Source organism: Mesorhizobium sp. CA8, assembly GCF_020164955.1.
Taxonomy (GTDB): Bacteria; Pseudomonadota; Alphaproteobacteria; order Rhizobiales; family Rhizobiaceae; genus Mesorhizobium.
In genome coordinates, this window is record NZ_JAIUHG010000002.1 from 24,895 (window position 1) to 41,842 (window position 16,948).

Annotated in this window: 17 protein-coding genes and 1 tRNA gene; 6 read left to right on the plus strand and 12 right to left on the minus strand. The window is 64.1% G+C overall.

All coding sequences use genetic code 11. The annotated features are described in order from the left end of the window. Positions 1-195: 195 nt before the first annotated feature. The gene (locus tag LB553_RS03010) at positions 196-1,359 is read left to right on the plus strand and encodes a M20 aminoacylase family protein (protein ID WP_224510548.1); all 1,164 of its coding nucleotides are present in this window, start codon (positions 196-198) and stop codon (positions 1,357-1,359) included. Between the two features lie 112 nt (positions 1,360-1,471). Next, positions 1,472-1,548: transfer RNA gene (locus LB553_RS03015), tRNA-Arg, on the plus strand. A gap of 44 nt (positions 1,549-1,592) precedes the next feature. On the opposite strand, the gene LB553_RS03020 is transcribed toward LB553_RS03015, so the two are convergent. From LB553_RS03020 to LB553_RS03065, 11 genes are all read right to left on the minus strand, one after another. After that, complete coding sequence (locus tag LB553_RS03020) at positions 1,593-2,996, minus strand: NAD(P)-dependent oxidoreductase (protein ID WP_224510550.1); 1,404 nt, start codon at positions 2,994-2,996, stop codon at positions 1,593-1,595. 253 nt (positions 2,997-3,249) lie between these two features. Continuing rightward, entirely contained in the window at positions 3,250-3,813 is a 564-nt protein-coding gene (gene msuE / locus LB553_RS03025; protein WP_224510551.1) for an FMN reductase, read from the minus strand. Positions 3,814-3,961: 148 nt separating this feature from the next. After that, positions 3,962-4,852, minus strand: a complete 891-nt coding sequence (locus LB553_RS03030; protein ID WP_224510553.1) for an adenylate/guanylate cyclase domain-containing protein — start codon at positions 4,850-4,852, stop codon at positions 3,962-3,964. A 190-nt stretch (positions 4,853-5,042) separates the two neighbouring features. Beyond that, entirely contained in the window at positions 5,043-5,960 is a 918-nt protein-coding gene (locus tag LB553_RS03035; RefSeq protein WP_224510554.1) for an anti-sigma factor family protein, read from the minus strand. Further along, positions 5,947-6,519 carry a sigma-70 family RNA polymerase sigma factor gene (locus LB553_RS03040; RefSeq protein ID WP_224510555.1) on the minus strand — a complete coding sequence of 191 codons (573 nt, stop codon included), beginning with the start codon at positions 6,517-6,519 and terminating at the stop codon, positions 5,947-5,949. Before LB553_RS03040 ends, LB553_RS03035 begins: the two co-directional genes overlap by 14 nt. Before the next feature lie 13 nt (positions 6,520-6,532). Continuing rightward, entirely contained in the window at positions 6,533-6,742 is a 210-nt protein-coding gene (locus tag LB553_RS03045; RefSeq protein ID WP_224510557.1) for a hypothetical protein, read from the minus strand. Between the two features lie 3 nt (positions 6,743-6,745). Continuing rightward, a complete protein-coding gene (locus LB553_RS30440) occupies positions 6,746-6,871 on the minus strand; it encodes a hypothetical protein (protein WP_263483907.1) in 126 nt (41 codons plus the stop codon). A gap of 114 nt (positions 6,872-6,985) precedes the next feature. Further along, a complete protein-coding gene (gene chrA, locus LB553_RS03050) occupies positions 6,986-8,374 on the minus strand; it encodes a chromate efflux transporter (RefSeq protein ID WP_412033176.1) in 1,389 nt (462 codons plus the stop codon). Next, positions 8,371-9,189 (minus strand): chromate resistance protein ChrB domain-containing protein, encoded by an 819-nt coding sequence (locus tag LB553_RS03055; RefSeq protein WP_224510559.1) that lies wholly within the window; start codon positions 9,187-9,189, stop codon positions 8,371-8,373. Before LB553_RS03055 ends, chrA begins: the two co-directional genes overlap by 4 nt. 177 nt (positions 9,190-9,366) lie before the next feature. Further along, complete coding sequence (locus LB553_RS03060) at positions 9,367-10,155, minus strand: 3-hydroxybutyrate dehydrogenase (protein WP_224510561.1); 789 nt, start codon at positions 10,153-10,155, stop codon at positions 9,367-9,369. Positions 10,156-10,384: 229 nt separating this feature from the next. Further along, a complete protein-coding gene (locus tag LB553_RS03065) occupies positions 10,385-10,918 on the minus strand; it encodes a TetR/AcrR family transcriptional regulator (RefSeq protein ID WP_224510563.1) in 534 nt (177 codons plus the stop codon). 145 nt (positions 10,919-11,063) lie between these two features. Here LB553_RS03065 and LB553_RS03070 point away from each other — a divergent pair, with 145 nt between their 5' ends. Both LB553_RS03070 and LB553_RS03075 read left to right on the plus strand, forming a co-directional pair. Next, positions 11,064-12,368 (plus strand): efflux RND transporter periplasmic adaptor subunit, encoded by a 1,305-nt coding sequence (locus LB553_RS03070; protein ID WP_224510565.1) that lies wholly within the window; start codon positions 11,064-11,066, stop codon positions 12,366-12,368. Next, positions 12,365-15,448, plus strand: coding sequence for an efflux RND transporter permease subunit (locus LB553_RS03075; RefSeq protein ID WP_224510567.1), 3,084 nt, complete (start codon positions 12,365-12,367; stop codon positions 15,446-15,448). The genes LB553_RS03070 and LB553_RS03075 overlap by 4 nt, the downstream gene beginning before the upstream one ends. Positions 15,449-15,603: 155 nt before the next feature. Here LB553_RS03075 and LB553_RS03080 read toward each other — a convergent pair whose 3' ends face one another. Further along, a complete protein-coding gene (locus LB553_RS03080) occupies positions 15,604-16,059 on the minus strand; it encodes a L,D-transpeptidase (protein WP_224510569.1) in 456 nt (151 codons plus the stop codon). A 347-nt stretch (positions 16,060-16,406) separates the two neighbouring features. Between LB553_RS03080 and LB553_RS03085 the strand changes: the two genes are divergently transcribed. Then, a complete protein-coding gene (locus LB553_RS03085; RefSeq protein WP_224510571.1) occupies positions 16,407-16,739 on the plus strand; it encodes a hypothetical protein in 333 nt (110 codons plus the stop codon). Positions 16,740-16,772: 33 nt separating this feature from the next. Beyond that, the gene (locus LB553_RS03090; RefSeq protein ID WP_224510573.1) at positions 16,773-16,937 is read left to right on the plus strand and encodes a hypothetical protein; all 165 of its coding nucleotides are present in this window, start codon (positions 16,773-16,775) and stop codon (positions 16,935-16,937) included. The last annotated feature ends 11 nt before the right edge of the window (positions 16,938-16,948 follow it).

Sequence of the window (16,948 nt, forward strand, 5' to 3'; positions counted from 1 at the left end):
CCGTAATCGCGGCTGGGTTCGTAAGATTTGGTTACCCATCGCCAGCATAAATGCGGCCCGGCCCTCGACCCGGACCGCATTGTTGCGGTGCTATTTACCCTATGTGACGCCAAAATGGCAAAGTTCAAGACAATCATAATTGCTGAACAGCGGCTCTGACCGACTGCCGCCAATCAACCAAGAGATGGACCGATCATGCCAATTCTGAACCGCGCCGCGCAAATGCAGGAAGAAGTTGCTGGCTGGCGACGGCATCTGCACCAGACACCGGAGCTGAATTTCGACGTGTTCCAGACCGCCGCCTTCGTCACCGAGAAGCTGAAGGCCTTCGGCTGCGACGAGGTGGTGACGGGGCTGGGCAAGACCGGCGTCGTCGGCATCATCCGCGGCCGCAAGGGCGATGGCACGGCGATAGGACTGCGCGCCGACATGGACGCGCTGCCGATCGACGAGATCACCGGCAAGCCATGGGCCTCGACGGTGCGCGGCAAGATGCATGCCTGCGGTCATGACGGCCACACCGCCATGCTCTTGGGTGCGGCCAAATATCTTGCCGAGACGCGCAATTTCGCCGGCAGCGTGGCGGTGATCTTCCAGCCGGCCGAGGAAGGCGGCGGCGGCGGCAACGAGATGGTCAAGGACGGCATCATGGAGCGCTTCGGCATCGAGAAGGTGTTCGGCATGCACAATATGCCGGGCCTGCCGGTCGGCCAGTTCGCCATCAAGCCCGGCCCGATCATGGCCGCGACGGCCGAATTCACCATCACCGTCAGGGGCCGCGGCGGCCATGCGGCGATGCCGCACGGCACGATCGATCCGATCGTCATCGCCAGCCAGCTGGTCGGGGCGCTGCAGACCATCGCCTCGCGCAGCACCGATCCGGTCGAGGCCGTGGTGGTGTCAGTGACGAAGTTCCACGCCGGCGACGCCTATAACGTCATTCCCGAAAGCGCCGAGATCGCCGGCACCGTGCGCACGCTGAAGAAGGACGTGGCCAGGAAGTCGGAAGAGCGCATCCGCGCGCTCTGCGCCGGCCTCGCCGCGGCCTTCGGCGCCACCATCGAGGTCGATTACGACGCCAATTACCCCGTCACCTTCAACCATGCAGAGGAAACCGCGTTTGCGGGCGATGTCGCAGCCGACATCGCCGGCGACAGCCATGTCCACCGCGCCATCCAGCCGGTGATGGGCGGCGAAGATTTCTCCTATATGCTGGAAGCCCGCCCCGGCGCCTTCATTTTCATCGGCAATGGCGACTCCGCCGGCCTGCATCACCCGGCCTACGACTTCAACGACGAGGTCATCCCGCACGGCATGAGCTATTGGGTGAAGCTGGCCGAAACCGCGCTGGCCGCCTGAGCGCCTTAAGGCGATACGGCTTGGCCGGCTCGGCCCTGCCGAGACAGCCTAAGTGGGAGGTCAGCATGCCCCTTGGCGAACCGGCCCGAAGCGTTTATGTGTCGGGCCGCGTGGTCCCGTAGCTCAGTAGGATAGAGCGGCAGATTCCTAATCTGTAGGTCACAGGTTCGATTCCTGTCGGGATCACCAAGTTTTTTCAAGGGCTTGGCGAGCAGGTCGCTGCATCGTTGGCGTCAAAGTGATCCCGAAGCGAACGGCCCCGAAAGATGGTGCCTGCGCAAAAGTGTGGAGAGGTGGTTCGCGGCCTCGGCGAATGCTTCGCCTCCGGAAGTGATCAGTGCCGGCCGTTCCTGCTCGGACGCAGCCAGGACGCGTTCCCAGAAAGCGGCGACGACAGCGCTCGACCGGGCGAGATCGGCAGCCACGTTCTTGTCATCGGCCAGCGCCGCCAGATGCCGAAGATCGATGCCGCCAATACCGGGCGGGACTTTCGCTCCCATGTCGACAAAGCCCGGAGGCAGCGATCCTTTCAGATTGTGGACGCGATGCTCGATGACGGCTGCATAGATCTGGTCGACGGCCTGCTTGGCGCCCGCGACACGAGAGGGGTGATCGGTGTCGGCCGCGGCATGGGGGAGAAGTTCCAGACGCTCACCATAGGTTTGGACCAGCTTGAGATAGGGCAGCATCGGCCCCGAAACGGTGCCGCCGTCATTGAACAGGTCCGCATCGATCGCCGCATGGGAAACGGGCCCTGACGCCAGCGCGCGCTCCAGCGCCGCCACGTCGACCAGCTCGCCGCGATCATAGTTGATGAGCACGGCGCCGTGGTTGAGAGCCGAAAGCACCTCATCTCCGATCAGCCCGGCATTGGCGTATCGTTGCTGGCCGGCATCGAAGGCACCCAGGCCAAGGTGAACCGAAAGCGCGTCCGCGCCGCGCGCTGCGTCCACCATGGTTGCGGCGTAGTCGAAGCCTTCCAGCTCGATCCATTTCCGGTGGCGTGGCCGCGCATGGATAGTGATCCGCATGCCGAAGGCCTGGCCGAGCCTGGCGAATTCCCGGCCGATATTGCCATAGCCGATCACCGCCAGTCTTTTGCCTTCGAGCTTCTCGGTCGGATAGTGCCGCAGGTCTTTTCCCGTATCGAACTGCCCGCCGGCGACCAGGTTGTTGAGCTTGTCAACGGGAAGATCCGGCCTGACCTTCAGCAGCGCCTTCATGGCCATTTGTGCGGTGGCGCGGCTGTTGATGCCCGGCGTGTTCATCAACGGCGCTTCGCCGCCTTCTCCGCTGCCCCCGCCCCACGATGCCGACCCCATATTGCCGGTGCCGGCACCGATGCGCACGCCGCCGAGGCGGAACCTGGTCTCCGCGGGAATGAACGTCGCGGCAGCGATGACGGCGTCGTAGCGGCCGTCGCCGGCCTCGGCCAACAATTCCTCGCGCGTGCTCAATTGCGGCAGGTAAAAGAAATGCAGCTTGCCGGGGTCAAGGGCGCCCTTGACGATGCCTGTCTGGTGGAACACGCCACCTCTGGCTTCGATATAGGCCTTGACCTCGCTGTGGTCGGGATGGCCGTCCGCGCCAAAGCGGAGGCCTACAAAATCGCAGATCAGAATATTGGCTGATGTCATGGAGCGTCGTTTCCCTGCAGCTGTCTCCAGCTACTCCAATCCGTTATCCGATGGACTGCGTGAAGCGGCATATCCGGGTCGCAAGCGAGAGATCGCCGTAAGGAAGCTAAACTTGTTGGCCCTGAAGGATGAGAACCCGCGAAATGGCGCAGGCGCAGAAGAGCAGGCTCGCGCCCGACGCCGGCCTGGTCGGCGTCAACCATTATATGCGGTTCGCCGTTTCATGAAACGGTGAACCGGTCTGGCGCTTCGGCTATTCCGCCGCGATCCGCTGGCCGGCGGCGCGGCGCAAGAGCGCATAGCCCGCCTCGTCGACGGCCTGCGCAACGCGCTTGCGGATGGCTTCGGAAACCAGGACGCCGTCGGCGAAATCCTTGTCGGTCGCATAGACCGCGGTGGGCAACGCCAGAGCCTCGAAGAAGCCGAACAGCGGCCGCAATTGATGCTCGATGATCAGCGCATGCCGCTCGCCGCCACCCGTTGCCAGCAAAAGCACCGGCTTGCCCCTCAGCGACGCCGGATCGAGCAGGTCGAAGAAGTGTTTGAACAGGCCGGTGTAGCTGCCCTTGTAGGTCGGCGACCCGGCCACCAGCATATCGGCGTTGACGACCCTGTCGAGAATATCGCGGGCCTGCTGATCGAGATCGCGCGCCCATTTGGCGCTGCCGAGCGAGGCGCCGACGTCCTCGATATCAAAGGTGCTTGCCGACAGGTCGTTGCGGACCGCGATGTCCCTGACCACCTGCTCGACAAAACCGCGTGTCTTCGACGGCCGGGTGAAATTTCCGGAGAAACCGACAACGGTTGGATTGGGCATCATTCCCTCGGAAGCCGGCGCTGGATCTAACTTCTATAGTTTTTATAGACTCTGGCCTGCCTTAGAAGGAACGATCCGCCTTTCGAGGGTTCGTCCCCGAACAATTTTTCCATGGATCGGACTGATCGTGGTCAGATGCCCGGCCGGGTCAGGCTGAGATAATTTCGTAGTGAAGGATCTGGGCGTCGCCGAGGGACGATCTGCGTCCAGGCGAGATGACGCCGGAGCCGAAGAGAAGAATATCTTCGCGGCGTATGAGCACTTCATGGCCGGGTCCCATTGACACAAATGTGCCCGACGAGCTTCGCTCGACAAGGCGCGCCTTACCATTCGAAATGGTGAAGGTCGCGTGGTGCCTTGAGACCCAGGGCCGCTGGACGACGATATTGCATTCCGGAGATCGCCCGATCGTCACGAATTCGTTGTTTCGGCAGGATCGCGACTGATCTTCGTAGCGGATGACCAGATTGATCTGCGGCAGCGGGGCAGAGCGCCTCTCGACAAAGGTGCCTCGGTTGGCGATGTGCGTGCTGAGGGCCCCATCGTCGCTTCTCAAGGTATAGACGTCGAAGAGTTCTTGCTTTCCCTTGAAGGCCATTTTGTCGAGGAGCCGCAAGGTACTGCGGCTGCCCGCGGAAAGGGCTTCGAAGAAGCTCTGGCTGATCAGCACCTCCCCTGGGTTGGCCGTGGTGGACAACCTTGCGGTGACATTGACCACGTCGCCGAATAGTGCGCCGCGCGCGCGAATGACCGCTCCGAAGTGCAATCCGATACGGGCGCTCAACGGCCCTTTCATCAGTTGGCTGCTGATCTGGCAGACGGCCCTCAGCGCCACCTCCGGCCTCTCGAACAGGCTGAGCACGTCATCGCCCTTCGAGTAGATGAAATCACCGCCGTGTTGGACGACGATCTCGCGTATCGCGTCGAGGCAATCCGAGACCTGCCGCAGAGCGGCATCGTCGCCGATGCGCTCATAGAGCGGCGTGCTGCCCACGACATCAGCCAAGAGGACCGCGGCTAGAAGTCTTTCCTGATCCATCGACTCGTGTCCGCCCGAGAACGAAGCGTGTATAACATACCAAGGTCGACTTTGACTTATCCACGTGCGCGCCCGGGCCGCCGGGCAAGTGCTTTGGCGCGATTATCTCGGACGGACAGGCATCTGCTTTCGCTCATCCGCCAAACGGGTTATCGGGCTCTGAAATAGCGGCGAAAGAAGTTTCGCTTCCTTAACCTGGGCCGCCGGCCGCCGGATTGGCGATGATGGCGGCCCGGAAACGGGCGACGAAATCGTCCAGCGCCGGGCGTTCGGCATCCGAGATCGCCCAGTAGGAGAAGGCATCGTCGGTCCAGTGGACCTGAAGGAAGCCACCTGCCGACAGATTGTCCGCCACAGGCACGGATTTGGCCTCGTTCTGCCGCGGTTCGGCCACCAGCGTGATCAGATGCTCGTGATGGCGGTAGACCAGCGCCGGCATCGGCCTGTCGCCGATCACCTCGACGCGGCCGCCGAGCAGCGCGTAGCCGTCCTTGGCCATGTCGGGCGCCGGCGGCGACACGCCGATGCGGCCGTCGAGCCATGGCTTCACCGTGTGACGGTCGGACGAGACGATGTCGACCGGCGTCGCTGCAAGCAGGCTGCGGCGGTGGCCGTTGGCGACGGCCACGGCGAAGCTGTCGGACCCATTGTCGGCCGTCGCCAGCCACTGCGTCGCGCCGCTGGCGAGAAATGCCGTGAGCACGATCGAGGCCGCCATCTGGCGCCAGTCGAAGGAGTTATACCAGCGTGCCGCGCGCGGCTGCATCGCGATGACTTGGCCTCGCGGTTGCGCGGACGGCAGCGGCGCCGCCTTCGCGGCAGGAGGTTCGGCAGTGTCCTCGGCGTCTTTCACCTCGGCGATGGCCGCAATGCGGGCCAGGAAATCGTCGCTGACGGTCGGGCGTGGCACGCTGGCGACAGCGCCGCGCAGCGCCACGAGGCGTGCATGTTCGGCGGCCAGCGCCGGATCGGCGGCCATTCGCCGCTCGACCGCCAAAGCGGCCGCGGCATCGAGCTCGCCATCGACAAGGGCGTGGATCATCAGCTTCATATCCTGCGGGTCTTGCGGCAATCCATCCTCACGCGGGCGATTTTCATGCGGGCTCATGGTGGCGCCCTCCAAGTTCCTTCATCAAGAGGGCGCGGGCTCGTGCCAGCCGCGACATCACCGTGCCTTGCGGCACGCCGAGCATGGCGGCGATCTCGCGGTAGCTGAGACCGTTTATGTCGCGCAGCACCAGCGTTTCGCGAAAGGCTTGCGGCAGCTTGGCGATCGCCGCTTCCACCGCCGCCGAATTCGCCTTGGCGACCAGCGCCGCCTCGGGGCTGTCGGCATCGGAGTCGGGCGGCGGCGACACGTCGTCGAGATCGGTGAGGTCGCCGACGGCGACTATGCTGCGCGGGCGGTTCTTTGCCATCCATGTATAGGAGGCGTTGCGCACGATGGTGAGCAGCCACGCGCGGGGGTTTCCCCCGGCGAATCCGGCAATGCCCGCATGCGCCTTGAGGCAGGCCTCCTGCACGACATCCTCGGCATCGGCTTGATTGCCGGTCAGCCAGCGGGCGAGCGACAGCGCATCGCCAAGATGCGGCAGCACCACTTCGGCAAAACGCGCGGCCAGCATCTTTTCGCTCAACACCGTTCCGCCGCCGGGCGCTCCCGCCATGGGTCTGCCGCCCTCAGCGGGAGGCGACGATCTGTCCCTGCTCGTGCGGGTGAAGATCGCGACCGCAGGCAATGGCGCCTGCTTCGAGGGAGGAGAAGGCATTGGTGTCACCGGAGTCAAGTGCCTCGGAAGCAAGGCGCGCCTCGGAAGAGGACGGCGCATCGCTGGCTGCAATGAGATGCTCGCCGTCACGGTCGTGGATCTCGATGGTTGCGATCGGCACGGATCAGGGCCGGCGGCGGGGCGGTATCGCCCAGAACAGATGCGCCCAACTGGAACGCTCCAAGCGATGACGGCGGCTGACGCCTTCGCCCTCTTCAGCCCGTGCGTATTTGTCTTCTCGCCGCGTCATGATGGTCTCCTGCTGTCGCGCACAAAGGGCGCATGCCCTGGAGACCGGCGGACCGGGCCGTTTATTCCCGGCCGGTCGGCTTTTTCGTTCACGCTAACGTGAAGGCGTGCGAGCCTACAACGCCAGCAGCACAAGCCCCGCCAGCGCCGATCCCGCCAGCGCCGGCAGCATGCCGGCCTTCAGCCTGAACATGGCGACCATCGCCGCCGCCGACAGCAGCGCGGCGCGCCAGTCGAGCGAGGACAGGACCGGCACTTCCACGCCCCAGCCGACGCTTGCGACCTTGCCGAAGACGACATGCAGCGCGAACCACAATGCAAGGTTCATGATGACGCCGACGACCGCCGCTGTGATCGCGCCGAGCGCCGCTGCCAGCGCCTTGTTCTGCCTGAGCTGCTCGATGTAGGGCGCGCCCAAAAATATCCAGAAGAAACAGGGGACGAAGGTGACCCAGAGCGTCAGCGCCGACCCGAGCGATCCGGCAAGCAAAGGACTGATCGCGCCGGCATGGCGATAGGCGGCGGCGAAGCCGACGAATTGCAGCACCAGGATCAGCGGCCCGGGCGTCGTTTCGGCAAGCCCCAGCCCGTCGACCATTTGGCCCGCCGATAGCCAGCCGAAAGAGGTCACCGCCGCCTGCGCGACATAGGCGAGCACAGCATAAGCGCCGCCGAAGGTGACGACGGCCATCAGGCTGAAAAAGCCGCCGATCTGCGTCCACACGCTGGCCGGCCCCGCCAGCGCGGCGATCAGCGCCACCGGCCCGAGCCAGACCGGGAGCCAGATGGCGGTGGTGCGGACCGCATGCCACCTCGTCGGCATGGTGTGGCCGAGCTCGCCGCGCTCGAACATCAGGTCGACCACGCCGCTTGTGTCGGCAGCGGCGCTGCCCTTGCCGTGCGCAGAGCCCGAAAAAAGCCTCGGCGCGAAGCGATTTCCGATCCAGCCGATAAAAGCCGCCGCGAGCACGATAAGGGGGAACGGCAGCTTGCCTGCATAGATGGCCAGGAAGGCCGCCACCGCGATCACGATCATGGCCCGGTTCTTCAGCGCCCGCTTGCCGATGCGGATCACGGCTTCGACGACGACGGCGAGCACCGCTGCCTTGATGCCGAAGAACAGCGCCTCGACCACCGGGACGTCGTTGTAGAGCATATAGAAGCTGCTCAGGCCCAGCATGACCAGCGCGCCCGGCAGCACGAACAATGTGCCGGCGACAAGGCCGCCTGCCGTCCGATGCAGCAGCCATCCGATATAGATGGCAAGCTGCTGCGCCTCCGGGCCCGGCAGGAGCATGCAGTAGTTGAGCGCGTGCAGGAACCGCTCCTCGCCGATCCAGCGGCGCTCCTCGACCAGTTCCTTGTGCATCAGCGCGATCTGCCCGGCCGGCCCGCCAAAGGAAAGCAGGCCGATCTTTGTCCAGAGCCGCGTCGCTTCGCGGAAGCTCGGCGCGGCCGGGACCTCGACCGGCCGCGCCGCACCGTCCTTGGCAAGCATGGTCATTGTGCCTTCCCTCCGACCGGCCAGTTATGCGTCTCGTCGGTGGCGTCGCGGCACCAGCGGAAGAAGGCGTCATAGAAGAGCATGCCGGCCTCGAGCTGCTCGAGATCGTCTCGGAACATGCGCGACAGGCCGAGCGAGGCGGCGAGGAACCCGGCCGCCTGCGGCACGAGGTCCAGGCGCGCCGTATCCGCGGCGCGCACGATCAGCGCCAGGCGATCGAGCGCCTCGCTGCGCAGGCCGAACTCCTCGATCATTGTATCGAAGGTGCAGCGCTCGCCACGATGGCTCCAGAACACGCCTTCGATGTCGAAGGGAACCGCTGCGAACCGATCGGCCACCAGAGGCACCTCGGCCGGATCGACGAACAGGAGCACCGCATCGGGATCGACGAAGCGGCGGATCAGCCAGGGGCAGGCAATGCGGTCGACCTTCGGCCGGGAACGCGTGACCCATACGGTGCGGCCCTTCTCGTCGCGGGGCGGGATCGCGCCGGCGCTGACCAAGGGCGCCTTGGCGGCGACCCAGGCCTCGAAGCCGCCTTCAAGCGACTCCGCCGGAATGGCTTCATGACGCAGCCATGCGGCAACGCCTTGCGACAGCTTCTGCCCCCTCTGGCAGATCACGACGACTTTGCGTCCCGAAAATTCCGACGCCCAGCTCGAGACGGTTCTGAAATCGCGCCGGCAAGACGCCGGCAGCAGGCGCGGGTCGGCTTCATAATCCTCGTCGGTGCGCACATCGACCAGACAAGGCGCGTCGGGCAACCCGATGAGACGGGCAAGCTGCGGAACGGTAATTGCGGTTGTTGACGGCATGGCGTCCACCTCCTGAACAGAGAGAGTCTGGACGCGATCGTTGGGCTGACGCCTCACGGGGTCGTCGCGGGGAACCCCTTGCGGGAATGCTGGAACGGTCCCCTGCGATTGTCAAGAATTCAAATTGCCAGGGGCGGAAGCTCCGCCCCGCGCTTTACCTGAAGCGGCCGTGGCCTTTTACTGCGCCGTCCAGCCGCCATCCATCGGCAAAGTCGTGCCGGTGATCTGCTTGGCCGCGTCGGTGCACAGGAACAGCGCAAGTGCGGCAAGCTCCTCGACGGTGACGAATTCCTTGGTCGGCTGCGCCGCCAGAAGCACGTCCTGCTTGACCTGCTCCTCGGTCATGCCGCGCGCCTTCATCGTGTCGGGGATCTGCTTTTCGACCAGCGGAGTCCAGACATAGCCGGGCGCGATCGCGTTGACGGTGATGCAGTTCTGCGCGACTTCCAGCGCCACCGTCTTGGTCAGGCCGGCAATGCCGTGCTTGGCCGAGACATAGGCCGACTTGAACGGCGAGGCGACCAGCGCATGCGCCGAAGCCGTGTTGATGATGCGGCCCCATTTACGGCTCTTCATGCCGGGCACTGCCGCCTTGATGGCGTAGAAGGCGGCCAGAAGATTGATGCGGATGATGGCTTCCCACTTGTCGTCGGGAAATTCCTCGATCGGCGCGACATGCTGGATGCCGGCATTGTTGACCAGGATGTCGAGGCTGCCGAACGCCTCCTCGGCCTCGTGGATCATGGCGGTGACGGCGGCGCCGTCCATCATGTTGGCGCCCGAATAGCGGCACTTGACGCCGAAATCCTTCTCGATGCCGGCCCGCTCCTGCTCGATCGCCGCGGCGTCGCCCAAGCCGTTGATGGTGACGTTGGCGCCCTCCGCGGCGAAGGCACGGGCGATTGCAAGGCCGATACCGCTGGTCGAGCCGGTGACGAGCGCATTCTTTGAAGACAAGGAACCCATGGGAGATCTCGCGACACAAGGACAGGAGGGAAGAGTATGAAGGCAGACAACCGGGAAGGCACATGATTTGTGCGCCGCAGCATCACAATGCCACACCCATATGCCCACTCCTTTTGCATTGCAGCAAAGAACCGGGAAGGACGCTATGTCCCTAGAATGAAGCTGGTGTGACGCTCTTAATCGTTTGGTCACCACCAAACCGTTTGGCACTACCAAACCGTTTGGTGACCTATCCGGCTATCTTCAGGAGCGAGGACACCAGAAGCCTGCGCTCGTCTTCGGACAGCACGTCTGAATCGAACAGATTCATGCTGCGCATCCCTTCGATGGCGAGAAAGCAGACCAGCAGCGAGCCGAGGTCGTCCGTCTCCCCCTTCAGCCGTTCGAACAACTGGCGCTTGAAGGCCTTGATCGGTGTCAGAAAATCGGGATCTTCGGCAATCGCCGAGAACATCCAGGACGCCGACGGTTTCGGCCGCTCGCAATCGTCGGCCGACAGCTTGATATAGGCTGAGAGCACGCCTTCGTGGCCGGCCTCGATGGCGCGTGCTTCCAGCGCCTTCTGGAAGTCGCTGAGATAGCTTTCGACCAGCCCCTGCATCAGCTTGGCTTTGGTCGGGAAGTTGTACAGGAGGCCGCCTTTCGACACGCCGGCGCGGCTGGCGACCGCGTCGAGCGACAGGCTTCCCGGACCAGCCTCGCGCGCCACGTCGGCAGCGGCGGCAAGTATCTTTTCGCGCGAGTTCGCCCTGGGTATTCTCATCGCGCCTCCCCGTACATTAGCTTAGGCGGAATTGACAAGACCGTCCAGCCGGTACAGTAAAGCGCGCCGATTTGAAATCGGGACTTATCGTCGATATGTGCCCCGGCATCGATTGATTTGCCGGTTGCCGGCTCAGGGGACCACCGTGAAGCGCTTTTTCATCATCGCCGGATTCTTGCTGCTGCTTGCCTTGGTGTGCGTCGGCATCGTTGGTTTCAACTTCATGCGCGACGCCGGCATCAAGCAGTATTTCGCCACCATGAAGCCGCCGGCGGCGACGGTTTCGACAGTGACGGTCAAGCCATCGGGGTGGACGCCCGGCGTCGAGGCGATCGGCACCGTCAACGCCGTACGCGGCGTCGATCTCACCCTCGAGACCAGCGGCATCGTCAAGGACATCCTCTTCCACGCCAACCAGAAGGTTGCCGCCGACGCGGTGTTGGTGCAGCTCGACGATGCCGTCGAGAAAGCCGATCTGGTGGCGCAGAAGGCGCAGGCCGCCTCGGACCAGGCGGCGCTGACTCGCGCGATCGAATTGCAGCGGCGCGGCGTCGGCACGGACGCGACGCTTGACGCCGCGCGTGCCGCGGCGGACGCCTCGGCCGCGCAGGTCAACAAGCTGCAGGCGGTGCTCGACCAGAAGCAATTGTCCGCGCCCTTCGGCGGCACGGTCGGTATCCCGAAGATCGATATCGGCCAGTATCTGGCGCCAGGCAACGCGGTGGTGACGATCCAGGATTTGGACACGATGCGGGTCGACTTCACGGTCCCCGAACAGCAGCTGCCGCTGCTCAAGATCGGCCAGACCATCAAGCTCGGCACCAATCTAGCCGACATGTCCTTTGCCGGCTCCATTCGCGGCATCGACCCGAAGATCGACCCGGCAAGCCGGTTGGTCTCGATTCGCGGCGAGGTCGCCAATCCGGAAGGCAAGCTGACGCCTGGCCAGTTCGTCCAGATCCGCGTCGAGCTGCCGCAGGAAAACAACGTCATCTCCGTGCCGCAGACGGCGGTGACGTCCAGCCTCTATGGCGACTATGTCTTTGTGGTCCAACCGGCAAAACCCGCTGCCGCCGCCGCGCCGGCAAAGCCGGATGAGCAGAAAGCCGGCGCCGACAAGGCGTCCGGCGATGCCGCCAAGCCGCAGGCGGACGCCACCAAGCCTGCCGCCGACACCACGGCAAAACCGGCTGACGCGAAGCCGGCCGACAAAGCGGCCGGCGACGCTGCCAAGCCGGCCGAGACCGCGCAGCAGCCGGCGCTCACCATCTCGCAGGTCTTCGTGAAGCTCGGCCGCCGCAACAACGGCATGGTCGAGATCGTCCAGGGTCTCAAGGATGGCGACCAGGTCGTCACGGCCGGCCAGAATCGTCTGTTCAACGGCATGTCGGTTGCCGTCGACAACACCATCGATCCCAGCAAATCGGCGAATAAGCAGGTTCAGCAATGAGCTTTTCCGACCTCTTCATCCGTCGGCCGGTGCTCTCGACGGTGCTGGCCTGCATGATCCTGCTTCTGGGTTTCCAGGGCATCTTCGGCCTGTCGATCCGCCAGTATCCGAAGGTTGACGAGACAGCGATCACCATCACCACGGCCTATCCCGGCGCCAGCGCCGACCTGATCCAGGGCTTCATATCGGCCCCGATCGCGCGCGCCGTCGCCTCGACAGAAAACATCGACTACGTCACCTCGTCCAGCCGTCCGTCCTCGAGCACGGTCACGGTGCAGATGAAGCTCGGCTCCAATCCGGACGTCGCGCTCGCCGAGGTGTTGTCCAAGGTCCAGGGCGTGCGCGGCACCCTGCCGGACGCCTCCAAGGATCCGGTCATCGTCAAGGGCACCGGCCAGCAGTTCGCGATGATGTACATCTCGATGCAGAACCCGAACATGACGAAGGAGCAGCTCACCGAATATATCGAGCGCGTCATCCGGCCTCGGATCTCGACCGTGGAAGGTGTCGCCGACGTCCAGATCTTCGGCGCCCAGGAATATTCCATGCGCATCTGGATCGACCCGATCAGGCTTGCCGCCCGCGGCGCCACGGCCGTGGACGTGCTGACCGCAATCAACAACTCGAACTTCCTGTCGGCGCCCGGCAACACCCAGAACGAATATGTGGTCTCCTCGATCACCGTTCATTCGACCCTGCAGACGCCCGAGGCCTTCGCCCAGCTCCCGATACGCTCGACGGATGGCCAGGTGGTGCGCCTGCGCGATGTCGCGCGTGTCGAGCTCGGTGCGAAAAACACCGACACCAGAGTGAGCTTCAACGGCAAGCCGGGAACCTTCCTGGCCATCTTCCCGACGCCCGCGGCCAACCCTCTGACGACTGCCGCCGCGGTCACCAAGCTCGTGCCGCAGATCCAGGAGACGCTGCCGAAAGGCATGACGATCGAGGTCGTTTACGACGCGACGGGCCAGATCAGCGCCTCGATCGAGGAAGTGTTCAAGACCATCGGCGAGGCCGTCGCCATCGTCATCGTGGTCATCCTCCTGTTCCTCGGCTCGTTCCGCTCGGTAATGATGCCGATCGTGACCATCCCGCTGTCGCTGATCGGCGTCTGCTTCATCCTGTTCACCGTCGGTTATTCGATCAACCTTCTGTCGCTGCTGGCCATGGTGCTGGCGATCGGCCTTGTCGTCGACGACGCCATCGTGGTGGTGGAGAACATCCACCGCCACATGGAGGAAGACGGCATGTCGCCGATGCAGGCGGCCTTCAACGGCATGCGCGAGATCGCGACGGCCATCGTGGCGATGACCATTACGCTGGCCGCCGTGTTCGCCCCGCTTGCCTTCACCGGCGGCCTGACCGGCGCGCTGTTCCGCGAATTCGCGGTGACGCTGGCCGGCTCCGTGGTGCTGTCGGGCGTGATCGCCATGACCATCACGCCGATGATGTCCGCTCGCCTGCTGAAGGCGGGCCAGCACGGCCGCTTCCAGCGGATCGTCGACGGAACCTTCGGCCGCGTCGAGCGCGTCTACGAACGGGCGGTCACGGCTTCGCTCAGGAACCGCCCGGTGACGCTGATCATCGTCATAGCCCTCGTCGCCCTCACCGGCTTCATGTTCACCAAGACCTCGACCGAGCTGGCGCCGGAAGAGGATCAGGGCTTCCTGCTCTCGATCGTCACCGCGCCGCGCTACGCGACATCGGACTACACCGAGACCTACGTCAACCAGATGCTCGGCCTGGTGAAGGATATTCCGGAGACCAGGGCGCAATTCTCCGCCGTCGCCTTCGGCGGCGCGACCAACAGTGCCTTCGTCGGCTTCGCCTTCAAGGATTGGGCGGAGCGCAAGCGCAGTTCGAAGGAGCTGCAAGCCGACATCCAGGGCCGCCTCGCCAAGGTGGCCGGCGTCGAAGCCTTCGTCTTCGCGCCGCCGACGCTGCCCGGCTCCGGCGGCGGCCTGCCGATTTCCATGGTGGTGCGCTCCACCGGATCTCCCTCGGAGGTCTTCGAGCAGGCGGAGAAGATCAAGAACAAGGCGCAGGCCTCCGGCCGCTTCATCGTCGTGCAGAACTCGATGTCTTACGATGCGCCGCAGGTGACCGTCACGATCGACCGCGAGCGCGCGGCAGCATTGAACCTGCCGATCGCCGATGTCGGCAATACGCTGACGCTGCTTGTGGGCGGCTCCGAAGTGGCGCAGTTCGATCGGGATTCCAACAGCTACGACATCATCCCGCAGGTGCCGCAGGAATTCCGCGACAATCCCGACAAGCTCGGCGAATATTTCGTGCGCAGCGTCGACGGCAAGATGGTGCCGCTGTCGGCGGTCGTGAAGATTTCGACCAATGCCTCGCCGGCCGCCATCGAGCAGTTCAACCAGCTGAACTCCTCGACGATCTCGGCCTTGCCTCTGCCCGGCGTGACCACCGGCGACGGCCTGAAGGTGCTGGAGGATCTCGCCAGGGAGACGCTGCCCGACACCTTCTTCATCGACTATTCGGGCCAGTCGCGGCAGGAGAAGGAACAGGGCAACACCATCCTGATCGCCTTCGCCGCCGCCGTGATCGTCATCTACCTGGTGCTGGCGGCCCAGTTCGAGAGCTTCCGCGACCCGCTGATCATCATGATGGCGGTGCCGCTGTCGATCTTCGGCGCGATCGTGCCGCTCAACATCGGCCTGGGGACGCTCAACATCTACACCCAGGTCGGACTGATCACGCTGATCGGCCTGATCACCAAGCACGGCATTCTGCTGGTGGAATTCGCCAACCAGCAGCGTGAAATCCATGGCATGCGGCGCCGCGACGCCATCATCGCTTCGGCCAAGGTGCGCCTGCGGCCGATCCTGATGACCACGGCGGCCATGGCGCTCGGCGTCGTGCCGCTGATCGTCTCCAGCGGCGCGGGTGCAGCCGCGCGCTATTCGATGGGCCTGGTCATCTTCACCGGCATCCTGGTCGGCACCATGTTCACGCTCTTCGTCGTGCCGATGTTCTACACTTTCATCGCCAGCAAGGACCTGCCGCATCTCGCCGAGAAGCCCGATCCGAAGCTGATGCCGGCGCTGCCGAGCTGAGACGCCGACCGAAGCGAAAAACAAAAGAGGCCGGAAAATTCCGGCCTCTTTTTTTGGCGGCTGCCTCACAGCTTCGCGATCGGTGGAAGGCGGCAACCTGCCTGCTACTCTTGCCCAGCCGGTTACTTGGCCAGGGAGTTACTTGACCCAGGGCGTTACTTGACAATCACGATGCTGGTGTTGCCCGGGCCGAAGGCCTCGACCAACTGGTAGAAATCGGCCGCCGCATCGGGATGCAGCCGCACGCAGCCATGCGAAGCGGGACGGCCGAGATGGCTAATGGCATAGGTGGCGTGGACGGCATAGCCGCCGCTGAAGAAGACCGAATGCGGCATAGGCGCGTTGTCGTATTTTTTCGAATACCACATCTCGTGCAAGCGGGTCGGCTTGAACGAGCCCGTCGGCGTGATGTGTCCTCTGCTGCCGGTCGATACCTTCCAGATGTAGGTCGGGCGGCCGTCGACCGTGACTTCCATGACCTGTTGCGACAGCGAAACCTTGGCGACGAGCTGGTTGGCGTGGGCGGCGTTGCCGGCGCCGAACAGAAGCGCCGCGCCGGTGAGCGCGGCGGCGGTGATATGGATAAGCTTGGCCGAAATGGCGGTGTGCATGACGATCCCTCTGTTTTTTGCCGTTGTGTCCGGCTTCAATTTCGATGGGGCCTTATCGTGCTCCTCCGTTTCAGACCTATTTCGCTTGATGCTCGTTTCTGTTTCGAATTCGTTTCCACAAATTAACAGCCAAGCCGGGTGAGCGATACTGCGGACCTTTTTGAGAGGTGGCGGTCAGGCGCCGCACAATCAGCTTCGGCCAGAAACGAAAGTTCATTTCATACGTAATGAAAGACCGGGGCCCGCTTTCGAAACCGATTTGCAACACAATGCGTCTCCGGCGGCATGATCCGGATACAGGCCCGCGGCAGATTTGACGCAACGGGAACAGACATCTGCAAACGAAAATGGGCAGGAAATCGAAACTCCGCTCCTGGCTTCTCAGGATCAGCGTCGCGGCCATCGTGCTCGGCGGTGCCGGCTCGGTGGCCGGCAACCCGGCGACGACGCTGGCGGCGATGAGTTCCGGCGAGGTTTCGACGCTGCACATGGCTCTGTTCATCGCCACGGTCTGGATTGTTTCCAGCCTGCGCGTCCACCGGCTGAAGGCCCTCTGGCGGGTCGGCCGTCGGCTGATGAGGACGCGCGGCCCCTCCGGCTACTTGCTGCCGAGAGGACCGAAGGCCCGCGCCGCAGCGGGGGGCTCCGTAAGCGGCGCGGGCGCTTCGGGAGTTTCCTGAAGCACCGACGATATCGAGATTGGGGATAGGGACATGAAGACGAAACTTGCCGCCTCGGTGCTGTCCGCGCTCCTTTACGCGCAGGGCCTGCTCGGCTTCGCCGCCCTGGCGACGGTGCTGCTGAAGGAGCGTGCCCCGGCCGAGATAACCGTCAGCGCGAACGTTCCAACTGGACCCTCGGTCATCGTGGTGCGCTGAGCGCCTGGCAC